Source organism: Methylobacterium indicum (assembly GCF_017347565.1).
Lineage (GTDB): Bacteria > Pseudomonadota > Alphaproteobacteria > Rhizobiales > Beijerinckiaceae > Methylobacterium > Methylobacterium indicum.
In genome coordinates this window covers 1,923,401-1,943,959 of record NZ_AP024145.1, presented here as the reverse complement: position 1 = coordinate 1,943,959, position 20,559 = coordinate 1,923,401, and the positions used below count along the sequence as shown (strand labels likewise).

General features: G+C 71.2%; 19 protein-coding genes and 1 tRNA gene. 10 read left to right on the top strand and 10 right to left on the bottom strand.

Annotated features, from left to right (window positions below):
* Nucleotides 1-7: 7 nt before the first annotated feature.
* Complete coding sequence (locus tag miv_RS09030; protein WP_207182343.1) at nt 8-1,384, bottom strand: MBOAT family O-acyltransferase; 1,377 nt, start codon at nt 1,382-1,384, stop codon at nt 8-10.
* Nucleotides 1,385-1,570: 186 nt separating this feature from the next.
* Nucleotides 1,571-1,987 carry a flagellar assembly protein FliX gene (locus miv_RS09025; RefSeq protein ID WP_207182342.1) on the bottom strand — a complete coding sequence of 139 codons (417 nt, stop codon included), beginning with the start codon at nt 1,985-1,987 and terminating at the stop codon, nt 1,571-1,573.
* 234 nt (nt 1,988-2,221) lie between these two features.
* Here miv_RS09025 and miv_RS09020 point away from each other — a divergent pair, with 234 nt between their 5' ends.
* From miv_RS09020 to miv_RS09010, 3 genes are read left to right on the top strand one after another with little or no spacing between them, the layout of a single operon-like run.
* On the top strand, nt 2,222-3,343 hold the full coding sequence (locus tag miv_RS09020; protein ID WP_048461126.1) for a flagellar basal body P-ring protein FlgI: 1,122 nt from the start codon (nt 2,222-2,224) through the stop codon (nt 3,341-3,343).
* 59 nt (nt 3,344-3,402) lie between these two features.
* Complete coding sequence (locus miv_RS09015; RefSeq protein WP_048431051.1) at nt 3,403-3,744, top strand: rod-binding protein; 342 nt, start codon at nt 3,403-3,405, stop codon at nt 3,742-3,744.
* Entirely contained in the window at nt 3,737-4,213 is a 477-nt protein-coding gene (locus miv_RS09010; protein ID WP_207182341.1) for a hypothetical protein, read from the top strand. The genes miv_RS09015 and miv_RS09010 overlap by 8 nt, the downstream gene beginning before the upstream one ends.
* A 7-nt stretch (nt 4,214-4,220) precedes the next feature.
* Here the strand turns inward: miv_RS09010 and miv_RS09005 are convergent, their stop codons facing one another.
* Both miv_RS09005 and miv_RS09000 read right to left on the bottom strand, forming a co-directional pair.
* Nucleotides 4,221-4,559 (bottom strand): porin family protein, encoded by a 339-nt coding sequence (locus miv_RS09005; protein ID WP_207182340.1) that lies wholly within the window; start codon nt 4,557-4,559, stop codon nt 4,221-4,223.
* Between the two features lie 332 nt (nt 4,560-4,891).
* Complete coding sequence (locus tag miv_RS09000) at nt 4,892-6,097, bottom strand: iron-containing alcohol dehydrogenase (RefSeq protein ID WP_048431053.1); 1,206 nt, start codon at nt 6,095-6,097, stop codon at nt 4,892-4,894.
* Nucleotides 6,098-6,401: 304 nt separating this feature from the next.
* On the opposite strand from miv_RS09000, the gene miv_RS08995 reads away from it, so the two are divergent.
* The 3 genes from miv_RS08995 (at nt 6,402) to miv_RS08985 (ending at nt 9,242) form a co-directional block, all read left to right on the top strand.
* Complete coding sequence (locus miv_RS08995; RefSeq protein ID WP_058619732.1) at nt 6,402-7,613, top strand: ABC transporter substrate-binding protein; 1,212 nt, start codon at nt 6,402-6,404, stop codon at nt 7,611-7,613.
* A 15-nt stretch (nt 7,614-7,628) separates the two neighbouring features.
* On the top strand, nt 7,629-8,219 hold the full coding sequence (locus miv_RS08990; protein WP_207182338.1) for a glutathione S-transferase family protein: 591 nt from the start codon (nt 7,629-7,631) through the stop codon (nt 8,217-8,219).
* Between the two features lie 114 nt (nt 8,220-8,333).
* A complete protein-coding gene (locus miv_RS08985) occupies nt 8,334-9,242 on the top strand; it encodes a LysR substrate-binding domain-containing protein (RefSeq protein ID WP_207182336.1) in 909 nt (302 codons plus the stop codon).
* Nucleotides 9,243-9,491: 249 nt separating this feature from the next.
* On the opposite strand, the gene miv_RS08980 is transcribed toward miv_RS08985, so the two are convergent.
* The 3 genes from miv_RS08980 to miv_RS08970 all read right to left on the bottom strand — a co-directional run bounded on the left by miv_RS08980 (nt 9,492) and on the right by miv_RS08970 (nt 14,727).
* On the bottom strand, nt 9,492-11,315 hold the full coding sequence (locus tag miv_RS08980) for a hypothetical protein (RefSeq protein ID WP_207182335.1): 1,824 nt from the start codon (nt 11,313-11,315) through the stop codon (nt 9,492-9,494).
* Nucleotides 11,316-11,330: 15 nt separating this feature from the next.
* Nucleotides 11,331-13,202, bottom strand: a complete 1,872-nt coding sequence (gene flgK / locus miv_RS08975) for a flagellar hook-associated protein FlgK (protein WP_207182334.1) — start codon at nt 13,200-13,202, stop codon at nt 11,331-11,333.
* A 151-nt stretch (nt 13,203-13,353) separates the two neighbouring features.
* The gene (locus miv_RS08970) at nt 13,354-14,727 is read right to left on the bottom strand and encodes a flagellar hook protein FlgE (RefSeq protein WP_207182332.1); all 1,374 of its coding nucleotides are present in this window, start codon (nt 14,725-14,727) and stop codon (nt 13,354-13,356) included.
* 230 nt (nt 14,728-14,957) lie between these two features.
* On the opposite strand from miv_RS08970, the gene miv_RS08965 reads away from it, so the two are divergent.
* Entirely contained in the window at nt 14,958-15,428 is a 471-nt protein-coding gene (locus miv_RS08965; protein ID WP_048431059.1) for a BLUF domain-containing protein, read from the top strand.
* Nucleotides 15,429-15,485: 57 nt separating this feature from the next.
* Nucleotides 15,486-15,938: a response regulator gene (locus miv_RS08960; protein WP_048431060.1), complete on the top strand. Its 453-nt coding sequence runs from the start codon at nt 15,486-15,488 to the stop codon at nt 15,936-15,938.
* A gap of 39 nt (nt 15,939-15,977) precedes the next feature.
* Here miv_RS08960 and miv_RS08955 read toward each other — a convergent pair whose 3' ends face one another.
* Nucleotides 15,978-17,591 (bottom strand): peptide chain release factor 3, encoded by a 1,614-nt coding sequence (locus miv_RS08955; protein WP_048431061.1) that lies wholly within the window; start codon nt 17,589-17,591, stop codon nt 15,978-15,980.
* A gap of 201 nt (nt 17,592-17,792) precedes the next feature.
* Nucleotides 17,793-18,548 carry an SDR family oxidoreductase gene (locus miv_RS08950; RefSeq protein ID WP_048461127.1) on the bottom strand — a complete coding sequence of 252 codons (756 nt, stop codon included), beginning with the start codon at nt 18,546-18,548 and terminating at the stop codon, nt 17,793-17,795.
* A gap of 168 nt (nt 18,549-18,716) precedes the next feature.
* Between miv_RS08950 and miv_RS08945 the strand changes: the two genes are divergently transcribed.
* Both miv_RS08945 and miv_RS08940 read left to right on the top strand, forming a co-directional pair.
* Nucleotides 18,717-18,791 (top strand) — tRNA-Gln (locus tag miv_RS08945).
* 418 nt (nt 18,792-19,209) lie between these two features.
* A complete protein-coding gene (locus miv_RS08940; RefSeq protein WP_207182330.1) occupies nt 19,210-19,653 on the top strand; it encodes a hypothetical protein in 444 nt (147 codons plus the stop codon).
* A 207-nt stretch (nt 19,654-19,860) separates the two neighbouring features.
* On the opposite strand, the gene miv_RS08935 is transcribed toward miv_RS08940, so the two are convergent.
* Nucleotides 19,861-20,406, bottom strand: coding sequence for a hypothetical protein (locus miv_RS08935; protein ID WP_244748926.1), 546 nt, complete (start codon nt 20,404-20,406; stop codon nt 19,861-19,863).
* Nucleotides 20,407-20,559 lie beyond the last annotated feature (153 nt).

Sequence of the window (20,559 nt, the reverse complement as noted above, 5' to 3'; positions counted from 1 at the left end):
CGGCCCCTCAGAACTGGAAGTAGATGAACTCGTAATTGGCGTCGTCGCCGATGCGCAGCAGCACCGCGACGAGGAGCACCGCGAAGGCGATCGCCAGGGCCGGCCGGGGCGGCAGGCGGTGGACCGCCGCCCAGGTCGTCGGGCCGACGACCGCCACCAGGGCGCCCGGCAGGAGCGCCCGCCACTTGAAGCCGTGGCCGACCGGCGCGAGGCCGACGAGCCCCTTGAACACCGCGACCGCCGCCTCGAAGCTGGTGGCGCGAAACAGCACCCAGGTCAGGGCCACGAAGACGAAGGTCAGGGCCCAGCCCAGCAGCGCCGGCATCGGCAGCCCGGCCCGGCGCCACAGCAGGCCGATCCCGAGCCCGGCGCCGTGCGCCGCCCCCCAGGCGACGAAGGTGAGGCCGGCGCCGTGCCACAGGCCGCCGAGCGTCATGGTGGCGAAGAGCGCGGCGAGCTGGACCGCGAGGCCGTGGCGGTTGCCGCCGAGCGGGATGTAGAGGTAGTCGCGCAGGAAGCGCGACAGGGTCATGTGCCAGCGCCGCCAGAAATCCTGCAGCGACGTGGCGCGGTAGGGCACGTCGAAGTTCTGCGGCAGCACGATCCCGAACAGCAGCGCCAGCCCGAGCGCCATGTCGGTGTAGCCCGAGAAGTCGAAGTAGATCTGGAACGTGAAGGCGAGCGTGCCCTGCCAGGCCTCGACGACGCTCACCACCTTGCCCTCGGCGGCGGCCTGGAACACCGGATTGGCGTAGGCCGCCAGCGGATCGCCGAGAAACACCTTCTTGGCGAGCCCGAGGCAGAGCAGCATCAGCCCGCGGCCGAACCGCTCGGCGGCGTCCGGCCGGGCATAGGGCTTCTCGTCGAACTGATGGAGGATCTCGCTCCAGCGCACCAGCGGACCGGCGAGCACCTGGGGGAAGAACGCGATGTAGAGGGCGTAGCGCGTGAGGGTCATCTGCGGCGCCCGGCCGGCGCGCAGGTCGGTGAGGTACATCACGTGGTGGAAGGTGAAGAACGAGATGCCGAGCGGCAGCGCGAGGCTCGGCCGCGGCAGGTCGTGCAGCCCCGGCAGGACCGACGCGAGGCCGGCCAGGAATCCGGCATACTTGAACAGGGCCAGCACCGCGAGGTTGGCGGCGATGGCGAGCGGGATCAGCAGCGCCGCGCGGCTCTGCCCGAACCGGCGCGCCACGAGCCAGTTCAGCCCGATCGAGGCGGCGAGCAGCGGCACGAAGCGCGGGTCCCACCAGCCGTAGAAGACCAGCGACAGCACGACGAGGAGCGGCAGCCGCCAGGCCGGACGGTGCAGCGCGACGAGCCCGTGCAGCGCGAGCGCGACCGGCAGGAAGCCGAACAGGAACGGGAAGGAATTGAACAGCATCGCAGCCGGTGTGTCGCCGACATCACGGCGACAAGACGGCCGCCTGTCTTCAAGCGGGCGCCGTTGTGGGAGATCGGGGGAGGTGCGTCAACGGCCGGGCCGGCACGGACCCTGCCCGCGCCTCCGCCGCGGCGCGGTGTCCCGGAAGCGCGCGCGGCCGGCCCGCCACGCAAGCGACGGCTTCCCTCAGCGGGACGCCACCTCGAGCTTGGCCAGTTCGACCTGCGCCCGCAGTTCGATATGGCCGATGAGGTCGTCGAGGCGCGGGTCGCCGGTGTTGCCGCTGCGCTCGGCGAGGCGGCCGGCGATGGCCCGCAGCTCGCTCGTCTCGACCCGGCCGCCGAGCAGCGCCGCCCTGAGACGGTCGAGGGCGTCGAGGATGTCGTGGCCGCGCTTCGTCGCCCGGCGGCGACGGTCGGCGGAGATCTCGTCCTGGCACTGGAGGGTCAGGATCGCGCTCAGGCCCGCGAGCGGCACCGCGCCGCCGGCGCTGGTGGGGCCGCGCGCCGCTTCCATCCCGAGGGAGAACACGCCGCCTGCCGGCAGGGAGCGCGGCCCGGCTCCCGACAGGGGAGCGGCCGCAAGGCGGGTGTCGACACGCATGGGATGGGGTCCGGGTCACGGGTCTTCGGTGTGCGGCATGAACCTCGCCCGGGTATGGTGAACGCGCCGTAAACGAGGCGGCAGAACTTGCCGCCGGGCGAAAACGACCGGGCCCGGATCGCCCCCCCGGCGCCTCGGACGGCAACGGATCGGTAACCTTACCAAAGACTTACGCCTGGGATCGACGCTGGCACGGTCCTGGCAACGGCGGGTTCCGAGTTTCGGGACACCGTCATGCGCCTCCGCCTTCTCGCCCTCGCCTGCCTCTCCTGCCTCCTGCCGGGCCTGCTGCTCGCGGCCGGCCCCGCCCTCGCCCTGTCGCGGGTGAAGGACCTCGCCAGCGTCGAGGGGATGCGGACCAACCAGCTCATCGGCTACGGCATCGTCGTCGGCCTCAACGGCACCGGCGACACGCTGAACAACGCGCCCTTCACCAAGCAATCGGTGCAGGCGATGCTGGAGCGGCTGGGCGTCAACACCCGGGGCGCCACCATGCGCACCGCCAACCTCGCCGCCGTGATGGTGACGGCGAACCTGCCGCCCTTCGCCGCCCAAGGCACGCGGATCGACGTCACCGTGTCCTCGCTCGGCGACGCCAAGTCGCTCCAGGGCGGCACGCTGCTGGTGACGCCGCTGCTCGCCGCCGACGGGGAGGCCTATGCGGTGGCGCAGGGCTCGCTCGCCATCGCGGGCTTCCAGGCCGAGGGCGACGCGGCCAAGATCACCCGCGGCGTGCCGACCAACGGCCGCATCGCCAACGGCGCGGTGATCGAGCGCGAGATCGCCTTCAAGCTCAACGAGCAGAAGTGCCTGCGGCTGTCCCTGCGCAACCCGGACTTCACCACCTCGAAGCGGATCGCCGCGGCGATCAACGACTTCATGGGTGCCGACACCGCCGAGCCGACCGACCCCTCCACCGTCACCCTGCAGGTCCCGCCGCGCTACCAGGGCAACATGATCCGGCTGCTGACCGAGGTCGAGCAGCTGAAGGTGGAGCCCGACCAGACCGCCCGGGTGGTGATCGACGAGCGCTCCGGCATCATCGTGATGGGCCGCGACGTGCGGGTCTCCACCGTGGCGGTGGCGCAGGGCAACCTCACCGTCACCATCACCGAGCAGCCGCAGGTGAGCCAGCCGGCCCCGTTCTCCAACGGCGAGACCGTGGTGGTGCCGCGCACCGCCCTCAAGGTCGATGCCGGCGAGAAGAACAAGCTCGCCCTGGTCAAGGAGGGCGTGACCCTGCGCGAACTCGTCGACGGGCTCAACGCGCTCGGCATCGGCCCGCGCGACCTGATCTCGATCCTCCAGGCGATCAAGGCCTCCGGCGCGCTCCAGGCCGACATCGAGGTGATGTGAGCCTGCGCCCCTCCTCTCCCGTTCCTGCCCTTCCCTCCCGACACGAGGTCTGAACGCCGATGCTTCCCCTCGCTTCCCTCGCCGCCTCCGCGGGCCTCGCGGTCGGCCAGGCCCTCGCCGGGGCCGCCGGCTCCGCCCTGCAGGGGGCCAACGCCGACAAGGCGAAGATCCAGAAGACCGCCAAGGACTTCGAATCGATGTTCCTGGAGCAGAGCCTCGACGTGCTCAACCGCTCGCAGGGCACCGACGGCCCGCTCGGCGAGAACGGCACCGGCGGCGGCGTCTACCGCTCGATGCTCAACAAGGAATACGCCCAGTCGATCGTGCAGAGCGGCGGCATCGGCATCGGCGACCAGGTGATGCGCGAGATGCTGCGGATGCAGGGAGGCGCGAATGTCTGAGGCCGTCCGCCCCGCCCCGGTCCGCATCGCCGACCCGGAGGCCGCCGCGCGCCTCGTCGCCGAGACGCTCACCGCCATGCAGGCCCTCGAAGCGCTGCTCGCCCGCGAGAGCGACCACATCCGGGTCGGGCGCCTCGCCGAGGGCCTGGCCGAGGCGCCGCAGAAGACCGCGCTGGCCGGCGCCTACCTGCAGGGCCTCCAGGCGGTGAAGGCCAACGCCGTGGCGCTCGCCCGCTTCGCCCCCGAGGGCGTCGCGGCCCTGCGCGAGGCCCATGGCCGCTTCTCGGACGCGGTGGCGGCCAACCAGGCGGTGCTGGCGACCGCCCGCTCCGTCTCGGAGGGGCTGCTGCGCACCCTGTCGACCGAGCTCAACCGCCACGCCGAGCCGAGCGGCTACGGCAGCCGCCAGGCCCCCTCCCCCTACGGGCATCGCCGCAGCGCGCCGCTGGTGCTCTCGCGCAGCCTGTGAGGGTGCCTCAGCGCCCGGTGCCGAGGCGGAGATAGGCCCGGGCCGGGCCGTACTCGGTCTGCGTGCGGGTATCGATCGCGACCTGGCCGGCGCCGCTGACGACGCCCCGGGCCATCCCGTCGAGGCCGGCCCCGGGCCGCGCCGGCACCGGCGTGCCGACCTCGGCCCGCACCCGGCCGCTGATCCGCGTGCAGGGACCGCCGGGGACGAACCGCACGAAGCCCGGGCCCTCGTGCGGGCAGGTCTCGGGCGCCCTGGCGATGGGCAGGTCGCGGATGTCGAGGGCGTGGGCCGGCAGGGCCGCGACGAGAGCGGCGGCCGCCAGGATCAACGATGTCGCGCGCATGAGCCGGGCCTCCCGTTCGGGGGTCAGAGAAGCATGGGGCGGGCCGGTGCGCCAGGGCATGGGGGCCACAGGACCGGACGCGGGCTTTCTCCTCTCCCCGCGGGCGGGGAGAGGGTCGTGTCCCCGTTCAGGGGATGCGACGAGCCCGAAGGGCAAGGGTGAGGGGGTGTCGACGAGGGAGGCTCCTCCGGAAACACCCCCTCACCCTCGCGGCGAACCTGCGGTTCGCAGCTCCCCGAGCCCCTTCGGAGCTCAGGCCTCTCCCCGCCCGCGGGGAGAGGAGACCTCGCGCCTTGCCGGACACCGGTCGACCCAAGAAAGCCTCGAAAGGCCTACCCCACGCAAAGCCCGAAGATCTCCTCCGCCTGCCTCACCGTCATCTTGCGCGCTGACGGGCAGGCGATGAGCGTGCGGTCGTTGGCGCTCGCCGGGTCGAAATCCTTGGCGGCGATGCCGGCATAGAGGCCCGGCACGGCGCGCTGCGCCATCTCGCGTACCCGGTCGCGGGGGAGCTGCTCGGGGGTGAAGCGGGTGGGGAAGCCGATATCGGCGTAGAGCGCCCGGATCGCGTCGGCACACGCTTCGATCATCTCCTGGCGTGAGAGGCCCGCGGTCTCGACCTCCAGAGCCTCGGCGAGGGGGCGCACCTTGGCGGGCAGCACCGCGAGGTTGAAGGTGACGACGTGCGGCAGCAGCACCCCGACGCCGTAGGGGTGGGGCAGGTCGAGATGCCCTTCGAGCGGCAGCGACAGGGCGTGGCCGTGGCCGAGCCGGGCGTTGCCGCAGGCGATGTTGGCCATGCAGGAGGCCACGAGGTTGTCCTCGCGCGCGCGGTCGTCGTCGGAATTGATCGAGGCGCGCAGGGATGCCGCCTGGAGCCGCACGGCGGCGAGCGCCACCGCGTCGGTCAGCGGCGAGGCGATGCCGCTGAGATACGCTTCCACGCCGTGGGTCAGCGCGTCGACCGCCGGCAGGGCCGCGACGTGCATCGGCAGCGAACGCAGGGTTGCGGGGTCGAGGATCGCGGCGTCGGGGAAGCTCAAGGGACCGCCGCCGAGGAGCTTGAGGTGGCGCACCTCGTCCTTGACGATGGTCCATTGCGACACCTCCGAGCCGGAGCCGGCGGTGGTCGGCACCATGATCATCGGCAGGGCCTTGCGGTCGAACTGCCCGACGCCGGTGCATTCCGCCATCGGCTTGTGGTTGGTCGCCACGATGGCGATGCCCTTGCCGGTGCACATCACCGAGCCGCCGCCGATGCACACCACGCCGTCGATGCGATCGCGCCGCACCCGCTCGCCCTGATCGTCGATGTGGGAGCAGCGCGCGTCGATCCCGCATTCGTCGAAGCGCGAGACGGCGAGGCCGGCCTCGGCGAGGGCTGCGAGCGCGTCGGCGTGGAAGCCCTGCGCCGAGATCACGGGATCGGAGACGACCAGCACCCGGCTCATCGTCAGGTCGCGGGCGAGCGTGCCGAGGGTGGCGAGCGCGCCGCTCCCCGAGACGATCCGGGTCGGCATGTAGAAGCTGGTGATCATGGGCGTCTCCTCAGGCGGGCGGGGCGCCTGTCTCCTCGGGCCCTCGCGAAACGTGCCGGCGGTGTCGCCCGGGGACGAGGACGCCGTCCAATACAAAGATCGCGCGCGAGCCATAGCCGGCGACGATGGCGGAGCGTCACACCCGAGGTCGGGACTTGCCATATCGCGAAACGATGGCGGGGCGTCGCGCAAACTATTGGACGGCGATCGATCGGACCCGCGATACCGTTGCGATCAACACGCATCGCCCCGACGCCCGAGAACGGGCGCGAGACCGGCCGATGCCACCTGCCGAGGAAACGCCATGCCCCGTACGCCCTGGACACGCCGCCTCGCCGTCGCCGGCCTGTTGGCCACGGCGCTCACCGCTCCGGCTCTCTCCGCCGAGACGCCGCTGCGCATCGGGGTGATCGAGGATTTGTCGGGGATGTATTCCGGCAACGGAGGCCCGAACATGGTGCTGGCCGCCACGATGGCGGCGGAGGATTTCGGCGGCAAGGTGCTGGGGCGGCCGATCGAGGTGATCGGCGTCGACCACCAGAACAAGCCCGATATCGGGTCGGGCCTCGCCCGCCAGCTCGTCGACCAGCGCGGCGTCACGGCCTTCGTGCTCGGCGGCGCCAGCTCGGTGGGGCTGGGCGTCCAGGCCTACGCCAAGGAGCGCAAGATCACCACGATGGTGACGGGCGGCTACGCCTCGCAGTTCTCCGGCCCCGGCTGCTCGCCCTACGGCACGCAGTGGGTGCCCTCGACCGGCGAGCTCGCCAACGCGGTGGCGGGCGCCGTGGTGCAGAGCGGCGGCAAGACCTGGACCTTCATCACCGCCGACTACGTGTTCGGCCACGGGCTCGCGGCGGATGCCGGCAAGGCCGTGAAGGCCGCCGGCGGCAAGGTGCTCGGCGAGATCCGCCATCCGCTCGGGGCCACCGACCTGTCCTCGCAGCTGATCCAGGCGCAGTCGTCGGGCGCCGACGTGATCGGGCTGGCCAATGCCGGGCCGGACCTCGTCAACACCATCAAGCAGGCGCGGGAATTCGGCATCACCTCCAAGGTGGTGGCGATGCTGGTCTTCACCAACAACACCGTGGCGCTCGGCCTCGACGTGGCGCAGGGCATCCGCATGGCGGTGAACTTCTACTGGGACGCCAACGACGCCAGCCGCGCCTGGGCCAAGCGCCTGATGGCCCGCAACGGCAACGTGGTGCCGACCATGGGCCACGCCGCCGCCTATTCCTCGGTGCGCCACTATCTGCGGGCCGTCGAGAAGGCCGGCACCGACGAGGCCGGCGCCGTCAACAAGGCGATGAAGGAGCTGCCGATCGACGACGGCTTCTACGGCAACCCGCGGATCCAGGCGAACGGCCGGGTGGTGATGGACATGATGCTGGTGGAAGTGAAGAGCCCGAAGGATTCGAAGAGCAAGGCCGATCTCTACCGCGTCGTCGAAACGATCCCCGGGGACAAACTGTTCACTCCCGCCGACAAGAGCGGCTGCCCCCTGACCACCGCCGGCTGACCGGAAGGCTCCCCGATGAAGCTCTACGCCAACCCGACCTCGCCCTTCGTGCGCATCGTCCGCATGGCGCTGATCGAGAAGGGCCTGAACGAGACGGTCGACACCACCTTCGTCGATGCCTGGGCCGACGACCCGGCCTTCCTCGACGCCAACCCGGCGGGCCGCGTCCCGACGCTGGTGACCGACGACGGCGCGCGCCTGACCGAGGCGCTCCTGATCCTCGCCCACCTGGACGCCGTCGGCACGACGCCGGCCGTGCTGGCGGGCGGGCCCGCCGCGCTCTCGGCCGCCGGGGTCGCGATCGGGGTGTTCGACGCCGCGGTGGCGGTGATCATCGGCCGCAAGTCGGCGCCGGACTTCGACACCGGCCTCGTCGGCCAGAAGCGCTTCCGCACCATGCAGGAGGGCTTGCGGCGCCTCGATGCGGCCTTCCCGGAGAGCGGCGGGTCCTTCGGCCTGCCGGCGATCGCCGCGATCACGGCGCTCGACTACCTGGTGTTCCGCTTCCCCGACCGGGACTGGCGCGGGCTCTGCCCCACGGTCGCGGCCTTCCGGGATGCGCAAGCCGACCGCCCGTCGGTGCGGGACACCGTGCCGCGCGGATAACCCTTAAGCCATCCGCGCCCCATGCCATCCCCCCGGACCTCGGCTATCGTAGGGCTGACGGACACGAGTCCGGCAGTGTCGGCGAAGGCCGGGAGTCAGGGGGAAACCGGCGCGATGGAGCTTCGCCATCTTCGCTACTTCGTCGCGGTGGCCGACGATCTCAGCATCACCCGGGCGGCGGAGCGGCTGAACATCGCGCAGCCGGCGTTGAGCCACCAGATCAAGAGCCTCGAGACCGAGATCGGTACCGCGCTCCTCCAGCGCCTGTCGCGCGGCGTGGCGCTGACCGAGCCGGGCCGCGCCTTCGCGGACGATGCCCGGGCGGTGCTCGCCGCCGTCGACGCCGCGAAGACCCGGGCCCTGCGCATCGCGACCGGCGACGTCGGAGAGATCCGCATCGGCTTCACCTCCTCGGCCTCGTTCCACCCGCTCGTGACCCGGACGATCCGCGACTACCGCAGCGCCTATCCGGACGTGCAGGTCGAGCTTCTCGAGGAGACGACCGCGAGCCTGCTCGCCGCCTTCCGGGCCGGCCGGGTCGACGTCGCCTTCATGCGCCCCGGCGAGGGCGAGGTGGATGAATTGTGGGCCCGCCACCTGTTCGACGAGCCGATGGTGGTGGCTTTGCCCGCGACCCACCGGCTCGCCGCCGAGACCGGCCCGGTGAACCTAGCGACCCTCTCGACGGAGGGCTTCATCGTCTATCCGCGCCGCAACGGCCGGGCGCTCTACGACGGCATCATGGCGGCCTGCGCGGCGGCGGGCTTCTCGCCCCGCATCGCCCAGAACGCGCCGCAGCTCGCCTCGGTGGTCAACCTCGTCGCCACCGGCATCGCGCTCGCCATCGTGCCGCGCTCAATGGCGCGGCTGGCCACCGAGGGCGTGCGCTACCGCGCCATCTCGGGCCCGGCCCCGCTCGCCCCGATGACCCTGGTGCGCCAGCCGGCCCCGGAGATGCCGCACGCGCGGATCTTCACGGATCTGGTCCTCGCGCGGGCGCGGGAGGAGAGGGACGAGGTGTGATAGCCTGTTGGTTTACATTTTAGAGCCGGTTTGATTTGCGACGACACAATGAAAACGGGATTTTTACATCCCATTCTCCTACCTCATCCTGAGGTGCGAACGGAGTGAGCCTCGAAGGAGGGCTCCAGGGATCTCGGAGATTTCTGGAGCCCTCCTTCAAGGTCAGTCGATTTTCGATCGCCTAACACCTCAAGATGAGGTTGCGTGTGGGATAAATTATGCCGATCAGGTCGAACGGGTTCTGCGTCGCTACAGGTAGTTCGTCAGCGACAGCTTCGAGAGCATCGAGGTCGCCTGGTAGCTCGCCTGGAGCTGGTTCTGCAGGCTGAGGAGCTTGGCCGCCGTCTCCTCGGTCGAGACCGTCTCGACGCCGTCGACCGTCTTCTCCAGCATCGACTTGGTGGCGGTGTTCTGGGTCTTCTGGGTGGCGATCTGCACCGAGGCGAGGCTCAGCTCGGAGGCGATGCCCTGCACCGAGGGCTGGCCGTCGCCGGGCCGCAGCTGGGCCTGCACCCGGGCCGAATAGGCGTCGAACCGGGGGGTGTCCGTCTCGGTGCCGCCGAACGACGTGGTGGCGAGGACCGCGAGGCCGCTCAGCGTCGCGCGGAAGGCCGCCTCGTTGGCCTGGACGCCGATCCCCACCGACTGGTCGCGGGAGACCGGCACGGTCGCGGTCCGACGCGGATCGGCGGAGGTGTCGTCGCCCTTGTACCAGATCACGGTGCGGCCGCTCGGGTCGGCGACGAAGCCGGTGGCGTTGCCGTCGGCATCGGTCGCGACCCGGCGCGGGTTCAGGCCCGGCGAGGAGGAGCCGGCGAAGAAATCGTTCGCCGCCCGCACGGCGGAGCTCGCCGCGAGGTCGGTCCGGGCGGTGGAATCGAGCGCGGTCGCGAGCGCCGCCGACAGGTTGGCGGCGGTGGCGGCGGGGGTCGCCCCGATCGCGAAGGAGCCGGCCTTGGTGCCGTCGCCGGCCGTCAGGCTCAGGGTCTTGCTGGTGCCGTCGCGCAGGCCCACCGTGACCTGGAGGCTGTCGCCGGCCGCGAGCCCGGTCCCGACCGTGACGCTGGCCGAGGCCGGGGTGCCACCCGAGAGCGCTACGGCCGCACCCGGCGGGTTCGCGCTCTGGGCACCGACCACGGCCTTGCCGGTGAAGGACTTGCCATCGAAGGACTTGCCGGCGAGCGCCGCGGTGAGGTTCTGGGCGCTTGTTGCCGCATCGGCGCCGATCGCGAAGGTGTCGTCCCCCACGGCTCCCGCCGTCCGGGCGGTGAGGTCGACGAAGCCCTGGCTGCCGTCGGCGTTGCGGACCGTCACCCGCACGATGTCGCCGTCCCGCGGCTGGCTCGTGAAGGACAGGGTCGCGGTCGAGGGCTGGGCCGCCGTGAGGGCGACCGAGAGGCCGCCCGGGTTCGAGCTGACGACGCGGCCGAGGGTGAAGCCGAAATTCTCCCGCACCCCGGCGCTGGCGCTCTCCGACAGGCTCACGGCCGCGCCCGCGGCCGAGAGGTCGAGCCGCCCGGTCTTCGTCGTGCCGGCGCCGAGATCGGCGGATTGGCGCTCGGCGATCACCGCCTTGACCCCGTCGAGGCCGGCCTCGGAATCGCCGTCGAGGAGGCGGCTCTCGGTCTCGACCGGGGGCCGGTCGGTGACCCGGCCGCCCAGGATGTACTGGCGGCCGTCGCTCTGGTTGAGGGCGTCGAGGACGCCGCCGAGCTGTCCCGCCGCGCTCTGCTGCAGGAGGGGACGGCCCGCGGCGCCGGAGCTCGCCTGGGCGCCGACGAGGCCGCTATAGGCGGTGGAGCCCAGTGTCGCGACCTGCTGCACGCTGGCGGTCGCGAGCGCGACCCGGTTCGCACCGGTGCCGGCCGCCGCGATGTAGCCGTCGAGGGCGCCGATCTGGGCGCGGGCGGCGAGGCTCTGGGTGCGCCCGCTGCCGAGGCCCCCGTAGGTCTCGGCGGTCCGGCCGGTGGAGAGCTGGTTCGAGAGCGTGCCGAGCGACGCCTTCATGGCGACGAGGCGGCGGGTGTTGAGGTCGGCGGCGGCGCTGCCGGCCGCGAAGGGGGCGATGGTCATCGCGGGCGTTCCTCGTCAGATCCGGAGCAGGGTATCGAGCATGTCGCGGGCGGCCGTCAGCACCCGGGCATTGGCGCTGTAGGCGGTCTGGAGCTGGATCAGCTTGGACATCTCCTCGTCCACGCTGACCCCGGATTCCTTGCCGAAGCGGCTCTGGGCCGAGGACAGGGCGATCTGCTGCCCTTCGTCGAGCTGCTGGGCCTCGGCGCTGGCGGCACCGCGGGCATCGATCACCGACTGGGTGAACCCGACCACCGTGGCCGCCCGCGGGGCGCTGACGCCGCCGACGCCGCTCGCCGCCGAGAAGGTCAGGGTCCGGGTGGTCAGCGCGTCCGCGAGGGCGCGGGGCCGGGCGGTGTCGCCCGCCGCGGTCGAGGCGGCGTAGTCCACCATCGTGGCGGAATCCGCCGCGACCGCCGGGTTGACGGCGAGGCGCTGGGCGAAGCCCGTCAGGTGCGAGCTGCCCTCGAAGGAGCCGGTGAACACGCCGCCGCCGGTCCCGGCATCGACGAACAGCGCGAGCTGGCCGCTGCCGGCCTTCGTGTCGGCGGCGCTCGTCGGCACGGTGACGGAGGCGCTCGCTCCCGTGAGCGCCAGGGCGGACGGGTCCGACAGGATGCGCACCGCGCCGGCCGTGCCGCCGGGCGTGCCCGACACGCTGAAGCCGGCGCCGAGCGCCGCGCCGATCTGGGCCGCGAAGGTCGAGGACCCGCCCGAGATGTCGACCGGGACGACGAGGGCGGTCGGATCGTCGGTGAGCCCCGGGTCGATCGGGTCGGGCGCCGCGCCGTTCGTCGGCATCAGGATCAGGTTGCGGCCGACCCCGGCGGCGTTGCGCACGCCGAGGGTCACGGCGTTGCCGGCCTGGAGCCCGGTGAGGTCGATGTCGAAGCCCGAGAGCCCGTTCGCGGAGGCCGCGGTCCCCGTCGCCGGACGGTCGCTCAGCGCCCGCGACAGGCCGCCCGCGAGGTCGTCGAGCTGGCGCTGGGCCTGGACCAGGGTGTCGTCGCGCAAGGAGACCGCGGCGGCGATCGAGCCGGAGCGGATCGCCCCGGTGGCGACGAGGTCGATCGTGGCGCCGGCCGGCGTCGTCGCCGTCACGGTGCCGACGCCGCGGGTCTTCGGATCGGCCGCATACTGCGCTTGAGGCGTCAGGGCGCCGCGGCCGTCGAAGGCGAGGCTCGCGGCGGCGCCGTGGTCGACGAGGGTCGCGCCCGAGGCGGTGAGCAGGGAGACCGAGCCGTCGGACTGCGCGTTCACCTTGACGTCGAGGTATTGCGACAGCGTGTTGATCGCCTGGTCGCGCTGGTCGAGAAGATCGGCGGTGGCGGGCTCGGTCTTCGAGGCCCCGGCGATCTTGCCGTTGAGCGAGGCGACCCGGGCGAGCAGCGTGCTGGCGGCCGACACGTCGTTGCCGAGCTGCGATTCGAGGCCGCTGCGCAGGTCCTGCACGCCCTGCGCGATGCCCGAGACGGTGGTGGCGACGGTCTTGGCCGCGCTCACTGCGCTCGCCCGGGAGGCGGCGGAGGTCGGGTCGGTCGCCAGCGCCTGGAGCGACTGGGCGAAGGCGTTCATCACCCCGTCGAGGGCGGAGGGGGTCCCGGGCGTGCCGTACAGCGCGTCGAGCTGGCCCTGCACCTTGGCCGAGAGCCCGGTATAGGCCGCCCCGGCGGTCTCGAGCCGCAGCTGCTTGAGCGAGACCGCGTCGAGGGTCCGGCCGATCGTCCCCGTCGCGACGCCGGAATTCCCGAGGGTCGAGACCGACGCGAGGCTGCGCTTGACGTAGCCGGCGGTGCCCGCATTGGCGACGTTCTGCGAGACGAGGCCGATCGCCGCCTGCGTCACCTGCAGTCCGGCGGTCGCGGTGTTGAGGGCGTTGAGGGACATCGGTCTGATCCGGGTAGGCGGGAGAAGGGCCGGGATGCCGCGCCCCCGATCGGGACCGCGCCGCGCTCCGGCCGCTCGCGGGCGGGTCGGCCCCGGCCGGGCCGCGTCGTGCGGCCGGCCGGGGCCGGTACGGAACCGAGGTGAGCCGCCGTCAGCGGATCACGTTGATGAGGTCGGACATCATCTGCTGGGCGGTCGACATCACCCGGGTGTTGGCCGAGTAGGCCTGCTGGGTGACGATGAGCTTCGAGAACTCGCCCGCGGTGTCGGTGTTCGACTGCTCGACGTTGCCGCCGATGATCGTGCCGCCGGCGAGCCCGGCGAGCGGGCCGCCGGATTCCGCCGTCTCGGCGTAGTTGCCGCCCGAGACCGCCTTGAGGCTGTTGGGCGCGTTGAAGCGGGCCACCCCGACCTGGGCCAGCGCCACGCTGTTGCCGTTGGAATAGGTGCCGGTGAGCTTGCCGTCGCTCGTCACCGCCAGCGAATTCAGGGTGCCGGCGGCGTAGCCGTTCTGCTGCAGGGTGTTGGTGGTGACCTCGCCGGCCGCCGCGCCGTACTGGGTGAGGCCGCCGGTGCCGAAATCGAGCGCGACCGCGCCGAGCTTGGTGCCGTTCACCGTCACGTCCGGGATGCTGAGGCTGGTCCCGGTCGGCGCGGTGAGCTGGCCGCTGCCGTTGAAGGTGAAGGCGGTGCCGACGTTCTTCCAGGTGCCGGCCGAGGCCCCGGTGGCGGTCTGGTCGGCGTAGTACAGGTTCCAGGTGCCGCTGGTGCCGGCCGCGGCGTCGGCATCAGCGACCTTGGCCCAGCGCATCTGCAGGCTCACCGGGGAGCCGGTGCCCGAATAGGCCGTGAGCTCGCCGCCGGCAACGCTGGACTTGACGAAGGCGGCGGTGTCGGAGGCCGCCACCGACGGAGCGGTCGCCGCGGTGCCGGAGAGCACCCGGGCGTCGCCACCCGGCAGCGTGCCCAGCAGCGCCGAGCCCGAGGCGGTGGCCGGGGTGCTCGGCAGGTTGGCGGCGTAGGAGATGCTCGTCGTGGCCTTGGCCGGCAGGGAGGTGCCGGCGATCTTGATCGGGCCGCTGCCGGTCGAGACGCCGGTCGCCGGGTCGAGGCTCTGGCCCGTCAGGTAGGCCCCGGCGCCGTTGACGAGGTAGCCGTCGCGGTCCACCGCGAAGTCGCCGCGGCGGGTATAGAGGTTGTTGGCCGAGAAGACCGGGCTGCCGCCCGCGTCGCTGCCCTTGGTCTGCACCGTGAAGAAGCCGTCGCCGCTGAGCGCCATGTTGGTGGCGACGCCGGTCGACGCCACGCCGCCCTGCAGGTTGTTGGTCAGCTGCGAGAACGCCGCGACGCCGCCGGCGGCCTGCTGCTTGGTCGGCCGCTCGGTCAGCATGTCGACGAAGTCGGTGTCGATCCGCTTGTAGCCGACGGTCTGGGAATTCGCGATGTTGCCCGAGATGTTCTCGAGGCTGAAGGCCTGGGCCTTGAGGCCCGACACCGAGGTCTGAAGCGCGCCGAAAACGTCCATCTTACCCAGGGCTCCATCCCGCCAAGGTCATTCGAGGGATGATCCGCAAGCCGCGTGCCACGGCTAAGTCCTTGATTTCTCTAGAATGCAGAGGGGTGGGGCGGCAAAACCCGCCGGGCCCGGCCGGCGCCGTCCGGCAAAATCTGCCGTGGGACAGGGGGCATGACGTTTACGTGCTGTTGAACCTCTTGCCCTTAGCTGCATGTCTGGACGGTGCTGGGCCCCAGAATATGCGAACGAGCAAGCGAAGCAGCCTCATTCACCTGATCTACTTCTCGCGGGCTCAGCTCTCCGCCGATCCGGCCGCGCGCCTGCGCCAGATCAACGAGATCGCCCGGCACGCACAGAAGAAGAACGAGTTCTCGGTGATCACCAGCCTGCTGATCGTGGATCAGGGCTACTTCATCCAGATCCTCGAGGGGGAACGGATGTCGGTGCAGGACACCTTCCAGCGGATCGGCGGGGATTCCCGCCACCGCGACGTGCACATCGTCGAGTGGCGCGAGATCGCCAAGCGCGAGTTCGTGACGTCGTTCGCCTACGTCCTGCGCACCGCGACCAACGACGCCCTGTTCCAGAAGGCCAACCTGGCGCCGATGCTCCAGCGCGGCACCCCGAAGGCGAGCACGATCCACGCGCTGGCCCAGGCTCTCCAGGCCGACACGATGGCCAAGCAGGGTATCGACCACCTGTTCGTCTAAGCGCCGCCGGGAGCCCCCGACGGCCCGTCATGAAACCCAACCCGCTGGCTGATCCCGATGAGCGAAGCACCCCCGATCCTGATCGTCGACGACCAGGCCAAACTCGTCCGCCTCGTCACCGAGCTGATGAACCGCCTCGGCTTCCCGGAGGTCGAGGGCGTGACCGACGGGCCGCAGGCGCTGGAGCAGCTGCGCACCAAGCGCTACGGCCTGGTGATCTCCGACCTCGACATGGAGCCGATGGACGGGATCCAGCTCCTGCGCGAGATCCGGGCCGACGACACGCTGCACAACACGCCGTTCATCCTGACCGAGACCTCGTTCAGCTTCGAGGACATCAACGTCGCCCACCTCGCCGGGGCGGACGCCTTCATCCTCAAGCCGTTCGACCTCTCGCTCCTGAAGACCAAGCTCAAGCAGGTGCTCAACGGCCGGCCGCGCAAGCGCGAGACCCCGGTCGGCCCGCTCTCCAGCCTCAACGTCGACTTCCCGCTGCTCGGCAAGTTCTGAACCCGGCGCCGCCCCGCCCGGGGCCGCGCCGGACCATCCTCACGCCCGCCGCTTCTGGTAGTCCTTGACGTCGGTGAAGCGGATCGCCGGCGCGCGGTCTTCCTCGTATTTGAGCGAGAAGCCCGTGGTCGCCATGTAGACCGGTGCCCCGTCGAGGTCGCTCGCCATCGACGAGCCGTGCGAACCGATGAACTTGTCGAGCTCGGCCTGGTCCTCCGCCTCGATCCAGCGGCAGATGGTGAAGCGGGTCGGCTCGTAGTCGATCGGCAGGCCGTACTCCGCCTGGAGCCGCTCCTTCAGCACGTCGAGCTGCAGCGCGCCGACGACGCCGACGATGGCGCCCGATCCGTCCTGGGGCAGGAAGAGCTGCACCACGCCCTCCTCGGCCATCTGCTGCAAGGCCTCGCGCAGCTTCTTGGCCTTCATCGCGTCGGTGAGCTTGATCCGGCGCAGGATCTCGGGGGCGAAGCTCGGCACGCCGCGGAAGACCAGCTCCTCGCCCTCGGTGAGCGTGTCGCCGATGCGCAGGGTGCCGTGGTTGGGGATGCCGACGACGTCGCCCGCATAGGCCTCGTCCGCGATCGCCCGGTCCTGGGCGAAGAAGAATTGCGGCGAGGAGAGCGAGATCGGCTTGCCGGTGCGCACCAGCCTCGCCTTCATGCCGCGGCTGAGCTTGCCGGAGCAGACCCGCATGAAGGCGATGCGGTCCCGGTGGTTCGGGTCCATGTTCGCCTGGATCTTGAACACGAACCCGGTCATCTTCGGCTCGGTCGGGGCGACCGCCCGGGTGTCGGCGTCCTGGCCGCGGGGCGGGGGGGCCACCTCGGCGAGCCCGTCGATCAGGTCGCGCACGCCGAAATTGCGCAGGGCGCTGCCGAAGAACACCGGGGTCAGGTGACCCTCGCGGAACGCCTCGAGGTCGAACGGCTTGCAGCCGCCCTCGGCCAGTTCCGCCTCCTCGCGCCAGGTCGCGGCGTCGCCGGCCTCCGGCAGCAAGTCGTCGAAGAGCGGGTCGTCGATCCCGGAGACCGGCACGGTGCCGGCATCGTCGGCCGCGTCGAGCCGGCGGACGCGCCGCCGCAGCAGGTCGTAGGTGCCGGCAAAGCTCCGGCCGCGGCCGATCGGCCAGGTCACCGGCGCGACGTCGAGGGCGAGCGTCTTCTCGATCTCGTCGAGGAGGTCGAAGGGGTCGCGGGATTCCCGGTCGAGCTTGTTGACGAAGGTGACGATCGGGATATCGCGCAGGCGGCAGACCTCGAACAGCTTGCGGGTGCGCGCCTCGATGCCCTTGGCCGCGTCGATCACCATCACGGCGGAATCGACCGCGGTCAGCGTCCGGTAGGTATCCTCCGAGAAGTCCTCGTGGCCCGGCGTGTCGAGCAGGTTGAAGACGCAGTCGCCGTACTCGAAGGTCATCACCGAGGTGACGACCGAGATGCCGCGCTCCTTCTCGATGCCCATCCAGTCCGAGCGGGTCGAGACGCGGTTGCGCTTGGCCTTGACCTCGCCGGCGAGCTGGATCGCGCCGCCGAACAAGAGCAGCTTCTCGGTCAGCGTGGTCTTGCCGGCATCCGGGTGCGAGATGATCGCGAAAGTGCGGCGCCGGGCGACCGGATCGGCGGGGGCGCGCGGGGCGTCTGTCTGCATCAGCATGGGAGGTGTCTAGCCCGGACCCGGGGATCTGTCGCGGGTCCGCCAGCGGCCCGGTCGTCGGTGAGGGAGGATGATCCCCGTACGGGGATGCACGGGCGCCTTTCGTCGGCGCCCGCGCCGCCTCTCTACCCCAAGCCGGCGTCGCAGGGCCAGAGGCCGCGGGTGCGGAAGCCCCCCGTTCCGGAAGCCCCTGCCCTCGCCTCAGCCGCGGCCGATGAACGGCATCTTGGTCGCCATCACGGTCATGAACTGCACGTTGGCGTCGAGCGGCAGGCTCGCCATGTAGACCACCGCGTCGGCGACGTGCTTGGCGTCCATGGTCGGCTCGGGCCGGGTCGAGCCGTCGGGCTGGGGCACGCCGGCCTGCATCCGCACGGTCATGTCGGTGGCGGCGTTGCCGATATCGACCTGGCCGCAGGCGATGTCGTGGGCGCGCCCGTCCAGCGAGGTCGAGCGGGTGAGGCCCGTGATCGCGTGCTTGGTGGCGGTGTAGGGCGCGGAGAACGGCCGCGGGACATGGGCCGAGATCGAGCCGTTGTTGATGATGCGCCCGCCGCGCGGCTGCTGCTTCTTCATCAGCCGGAACGCGCCCTGGGTGCACAGGAAGGCGCCGGTGAGGTTGGTGTCGACCACCGCCTTCCAGGTCGCGACGGGCAGTTCGTCGAGCTCGACCGGCGGCGCGCCGATGCCGGCATTGTTGAACAGCACGTCGAGGCGGCCGAACGTCTCCTCGACGCGGCGAAACAATTCGATCACCGAGGCCTCGTCTCCGATATCGGTCGGCTGCGCCAGCGCGCGTCGGCCCTTGGCCTCGATCTCGCCCGCCACCGCCTGCAGCGGCTCGGGGCGGCGCCCCGACAGCACCACGTCGTAGCCGGCCTCCGCGAGCCCGAGCGCCACCGCGCGCCCCACCCCCGAGCCGGCCCCGGTCACCAGCGCGACCTTCTGCGTGCTCATCTGGCCTCTCCTCCCCTTCGTCGTTGATGGTTGCGGCGCTTCCACGCCGTAGGCAGGCCCGGCATACACGAGCCCGAAAGCCCCTCCAACCGCCGCCCGGGCACCGAACTGCAACGCCCCCGGTTGCCAGCACCGCCCCGCCCGGCTATGGAAGCGCCAGCCGCGCGTTGGGGCGTCGCCAAGCGGTAAGGCAGCGGTTTTTGGTACCGCCATTCCCAGGTTCGAATCCTGGCGCCCCAGCCATTCCGCGTATTTTCCAAAAATTCAGGTGTGACAGATCGAAGAACAGGATCTTCGAAATCTCGCACCCGCGACGGCCGCTCAACGACTTTGCGACCTCCGGTAGACAAAACTCGGCCGCGAGTTCGTGTCTCCAACTGTGCCTTGGGTAGCGAGTTTCTATGTGCTCGGCCGTACGCCGTGGCCGGAGGTCTCGAGCGTCGTCACCCTTATGCGATGACATCGCAGTGGCAGCTCCGCTCCGATGCGAAACGAGTGTCGCTCCGGGTCCGCTAGTTCTGGAACTCAACAGGGTTGGGGGAGGCCTCGGGCGGATGCCCGCTGCTCGTCTTTGCCGGAACCGTCACCATCGTGGCGGGGACGATGCACCTGTCGCTCGGGGCGGCCTACGGACCACTCACAGGATTCTCCCGGCGCGGTGATGACGCTCCGCATGCCGCTCGCTAACCCCGGACGGATGAAGACGCTCGCAATCCTGCCTCTCGTGCTGCCGCTGCTGGCCGGTACGGCGATCGCCCAGCCGGCTCCGCTTTTTGCCGTTCCGATCACCGGGCAGCTCGCGAACGGTCTTGCCGCGGCCGGGCAGGCCACCGGCTACGACAACGGGGTGGGCGAGGTCTGGGTCGCGTTCCCGGGATCGATGCGGTGTACCGGCACATGGTCGGTGCGCGACCCCAACCCCACGATCGTGATCCCGGTGACCTGCGGCGCCCGGGTGCGAGGCGAGGCGATCGTCACGCGGCAGGCCGGCTTCATGACCGGGTCGGCGATCGTCGCGCTCAGCAATGGCCAGCGCGGGCAGTTCGTGTTCGGGTCGCTCACCTATGAGCAGGCGTTCGGCCAGGGGCGTGTGCGGACCCGCTGACGAGCAACCGGGAGGCCGGACGGCAACACGGGCACTCGCGGAGGAACGCCGTGGGGCTTCGCCGATCCGGTCGCTCGATGCGAGGGAGCGGCGCGCAATCGGGGACGGGATTGCCCTGGGGGGCATCCGGAACGCCATGGCGGCCGCCGCTCGCCCGCCCCCTCTCCGGTCGCTCGGACGAGAGCCGGACGACGGGAATGCCTGCGCTCAGGTGCGAAAGTCCAGCAGCATCGCGCCGGTGCTGGCCGTGCTGGAGCGACTGCCGTTCGCGCCGTAGCTCGCGCTGCTGTTCTGCGATGCCTGAAGCTGCTGCATGAACTGCGACAGGGTCTCGTCGATGGATGACCCGGACGACGCCCCGGTGGCAGTCGAGGAGAGATCGTCCGACGGACCGCCGGCTCCGGGACCGCCGGGAGGAGGACCGGGCGGCGGGCCGTCCGGAGCGCGGCCTGCCGCCGTCGACGCGGTCGTGCTGCGGCCATGGCTCGCGAAGAGGGTTTTCAGCTCGGAAGCCTGGTCGCTCGTGAGCGCGCCGCTGCTGACCTGATCCGCGATCAGGCTGTCGATGCGGCTCCGCATCGATGCCGGGTCGCGCCGCGAGCCCGTCGGGTTCGTGCCGTCGGCATTCGCGGTCGATGACGTACGGTCCGAGGAGAGGCTCGAGCGGATCGCGCCGAGGGCGCTCGTCAGGGCGGTCGCGTCCGCGCTGCCGAGAGCGCCGGACGACACGTCGTTGCTGATCGCCTCGGCCATCCTGTCGTTGTCGGGACCCCGCGGTGAGGTCGGGAGACGCTGCGCGTAAGGCTGGGGGGTCGACGCGCCGGAGATGGTACTCATGGGGGGTCTCGCGAATGGGATCTTGCGACAAGGACCTGCAAGAGGTCCGTGTGAAATTTGCCCACGCAA

Excerpts from the sequence above, each read along its gene's own strand:
- miv_RS09030 (WP_207182343.1), bottom strand. The coding sequence starts at position 1,384 with ATGCTGTTCAATTCCTTCCCGTTCCTGTTCGGCTTCCTGCCGGTCGCG.
- miv_RS09025 (WP_207182342.1), bottom strand. The coding sequence starts at position 1,987 with ATGCGTGTCGACACCCGCCTTGCGGCCGCTCCCCTGTCGGGAGCCGGG.
- miv_RS09020 (WP_048461126.1), top strand. The coding sequence starts at position 2,222 with ATGCGCCTCCGCCTTCTCGCCCTCGCCTGCCTCTCCTGCCTCCTGCCG.
- miv_RS09015 (WP_048431051.1), top strand. The coding sequence starts at position 3,403 with ATGCTTCCCCTCGCTTCCCTCGCCGCCTCCGCGGGCCTCGCGGTCGGC.
- miv_RS09010 (WP_207182341.1), top strand. The coding sequence starts at position 3,737 with ATGTCTGAGGCCGTCCGCCCCGCCCCGGTCCGCATCGCCGACCCGGAG.
- miv_RS09005 (WP_207182340.1), bottom strand. The coding sequence starts at position 4,559 with ATGCGCGCGACATCGTTGATCCTGGCGGCCGCCGCTCTCGTCGCGGCC.
- miv_RS09000 (WP_048431053.1), bottom strand. The coding sequence starts at position 6,097 with ATGATCACCAGCTTCTACATGCCGACCCGGATCGTCTCGGGGAGCGGC.
- miv_RS08995 (WP_058619732.1), top strand. The coding sequence starts at position 6,402 with ATGCCCCGTACGCCCTGGACACGCCGCCTCGCCGTCGCCGGCCTGTTG.
- miv_RS08990 (WP_207182338.1), top strand. The coding sequence starts at position 7,629 with ATGAAGCTCTACGCCAACCCGACCTCGCCCTTCGTGCGCATCGTCCGC.
- miv_RS08985 (WP_207182336.1), top strand. The coding sequence starts at position 8,334 with ATGGAGCTTCGCCATCTTCGCTACTTCGTCGCGGTGGCCGACGATCTC.
- miv_RS08980 (WP_207182335.1), bottom strand. The coding sequence starts at position 11,315 with ATGACCATCGCCCCCTTCGCGGCCGGCAGCGCCGCCGCCGACCTCAAC.
- flgK (WP_207182334.1), bottom strand. The coding sequence starts at position 13,202 with ATGTCCCTCAACGCCCTCAACACCGCGACCGCCGGACTGCAGGTGACG.
- miv_RS08970 (WP_207182332.1), bottom strand. The coding sequence starts at position 14,727 with ATGGACGTTTTCGGCGCGCTTCAGACCTCGGTGTCGGGCCTCAAGGCC.
- miv_RS08965 (WP_048431059.1), top strand. The coding sequence starts at position 14,958 with ATGCGAACGAGCAAGCGAAGCAGCCTCATTCACCTGATCTACTTCTCG.
- miv_RS08960 (WP_048431060.1), top strand. The coding sequence starts at position 15,486 with ATGAGCGAAGCACCCCCGATCCTGATCGTCGACGACCAGGCCAAACTC.
- miv_RS08955 (WP_048431061.1), bottom strand. The coding sequence starts at position 17,591 with ATGCTGATGCAGACAGACGCCCCGCGCGCCCCCGCCGATCCGGTCGCC.
- miv_RS08950 (WP_048461127.1), bottom strand. The coding sequence starts at position 18,548 with ATGAGCACGCAGAAGGTCGCGCTGGTGACCGGGGCCGGCTCGGGGGTG.
- miv_RS08940 (WP_207182330.1), top strand. The coding sequence starts at position 19,210 with ATGACGCTCCGCATGCCGCTCGCTAACCCCGGACGGATGAAGACGCTC.
- miv_RS08935 (WP_244748926.1), bottom strand. The coding sequence starts at position 20,406 with ATGGCCGAGGCGATCAGCAACGACGTGTCGTCCGGCGCTCTCGGCAGC.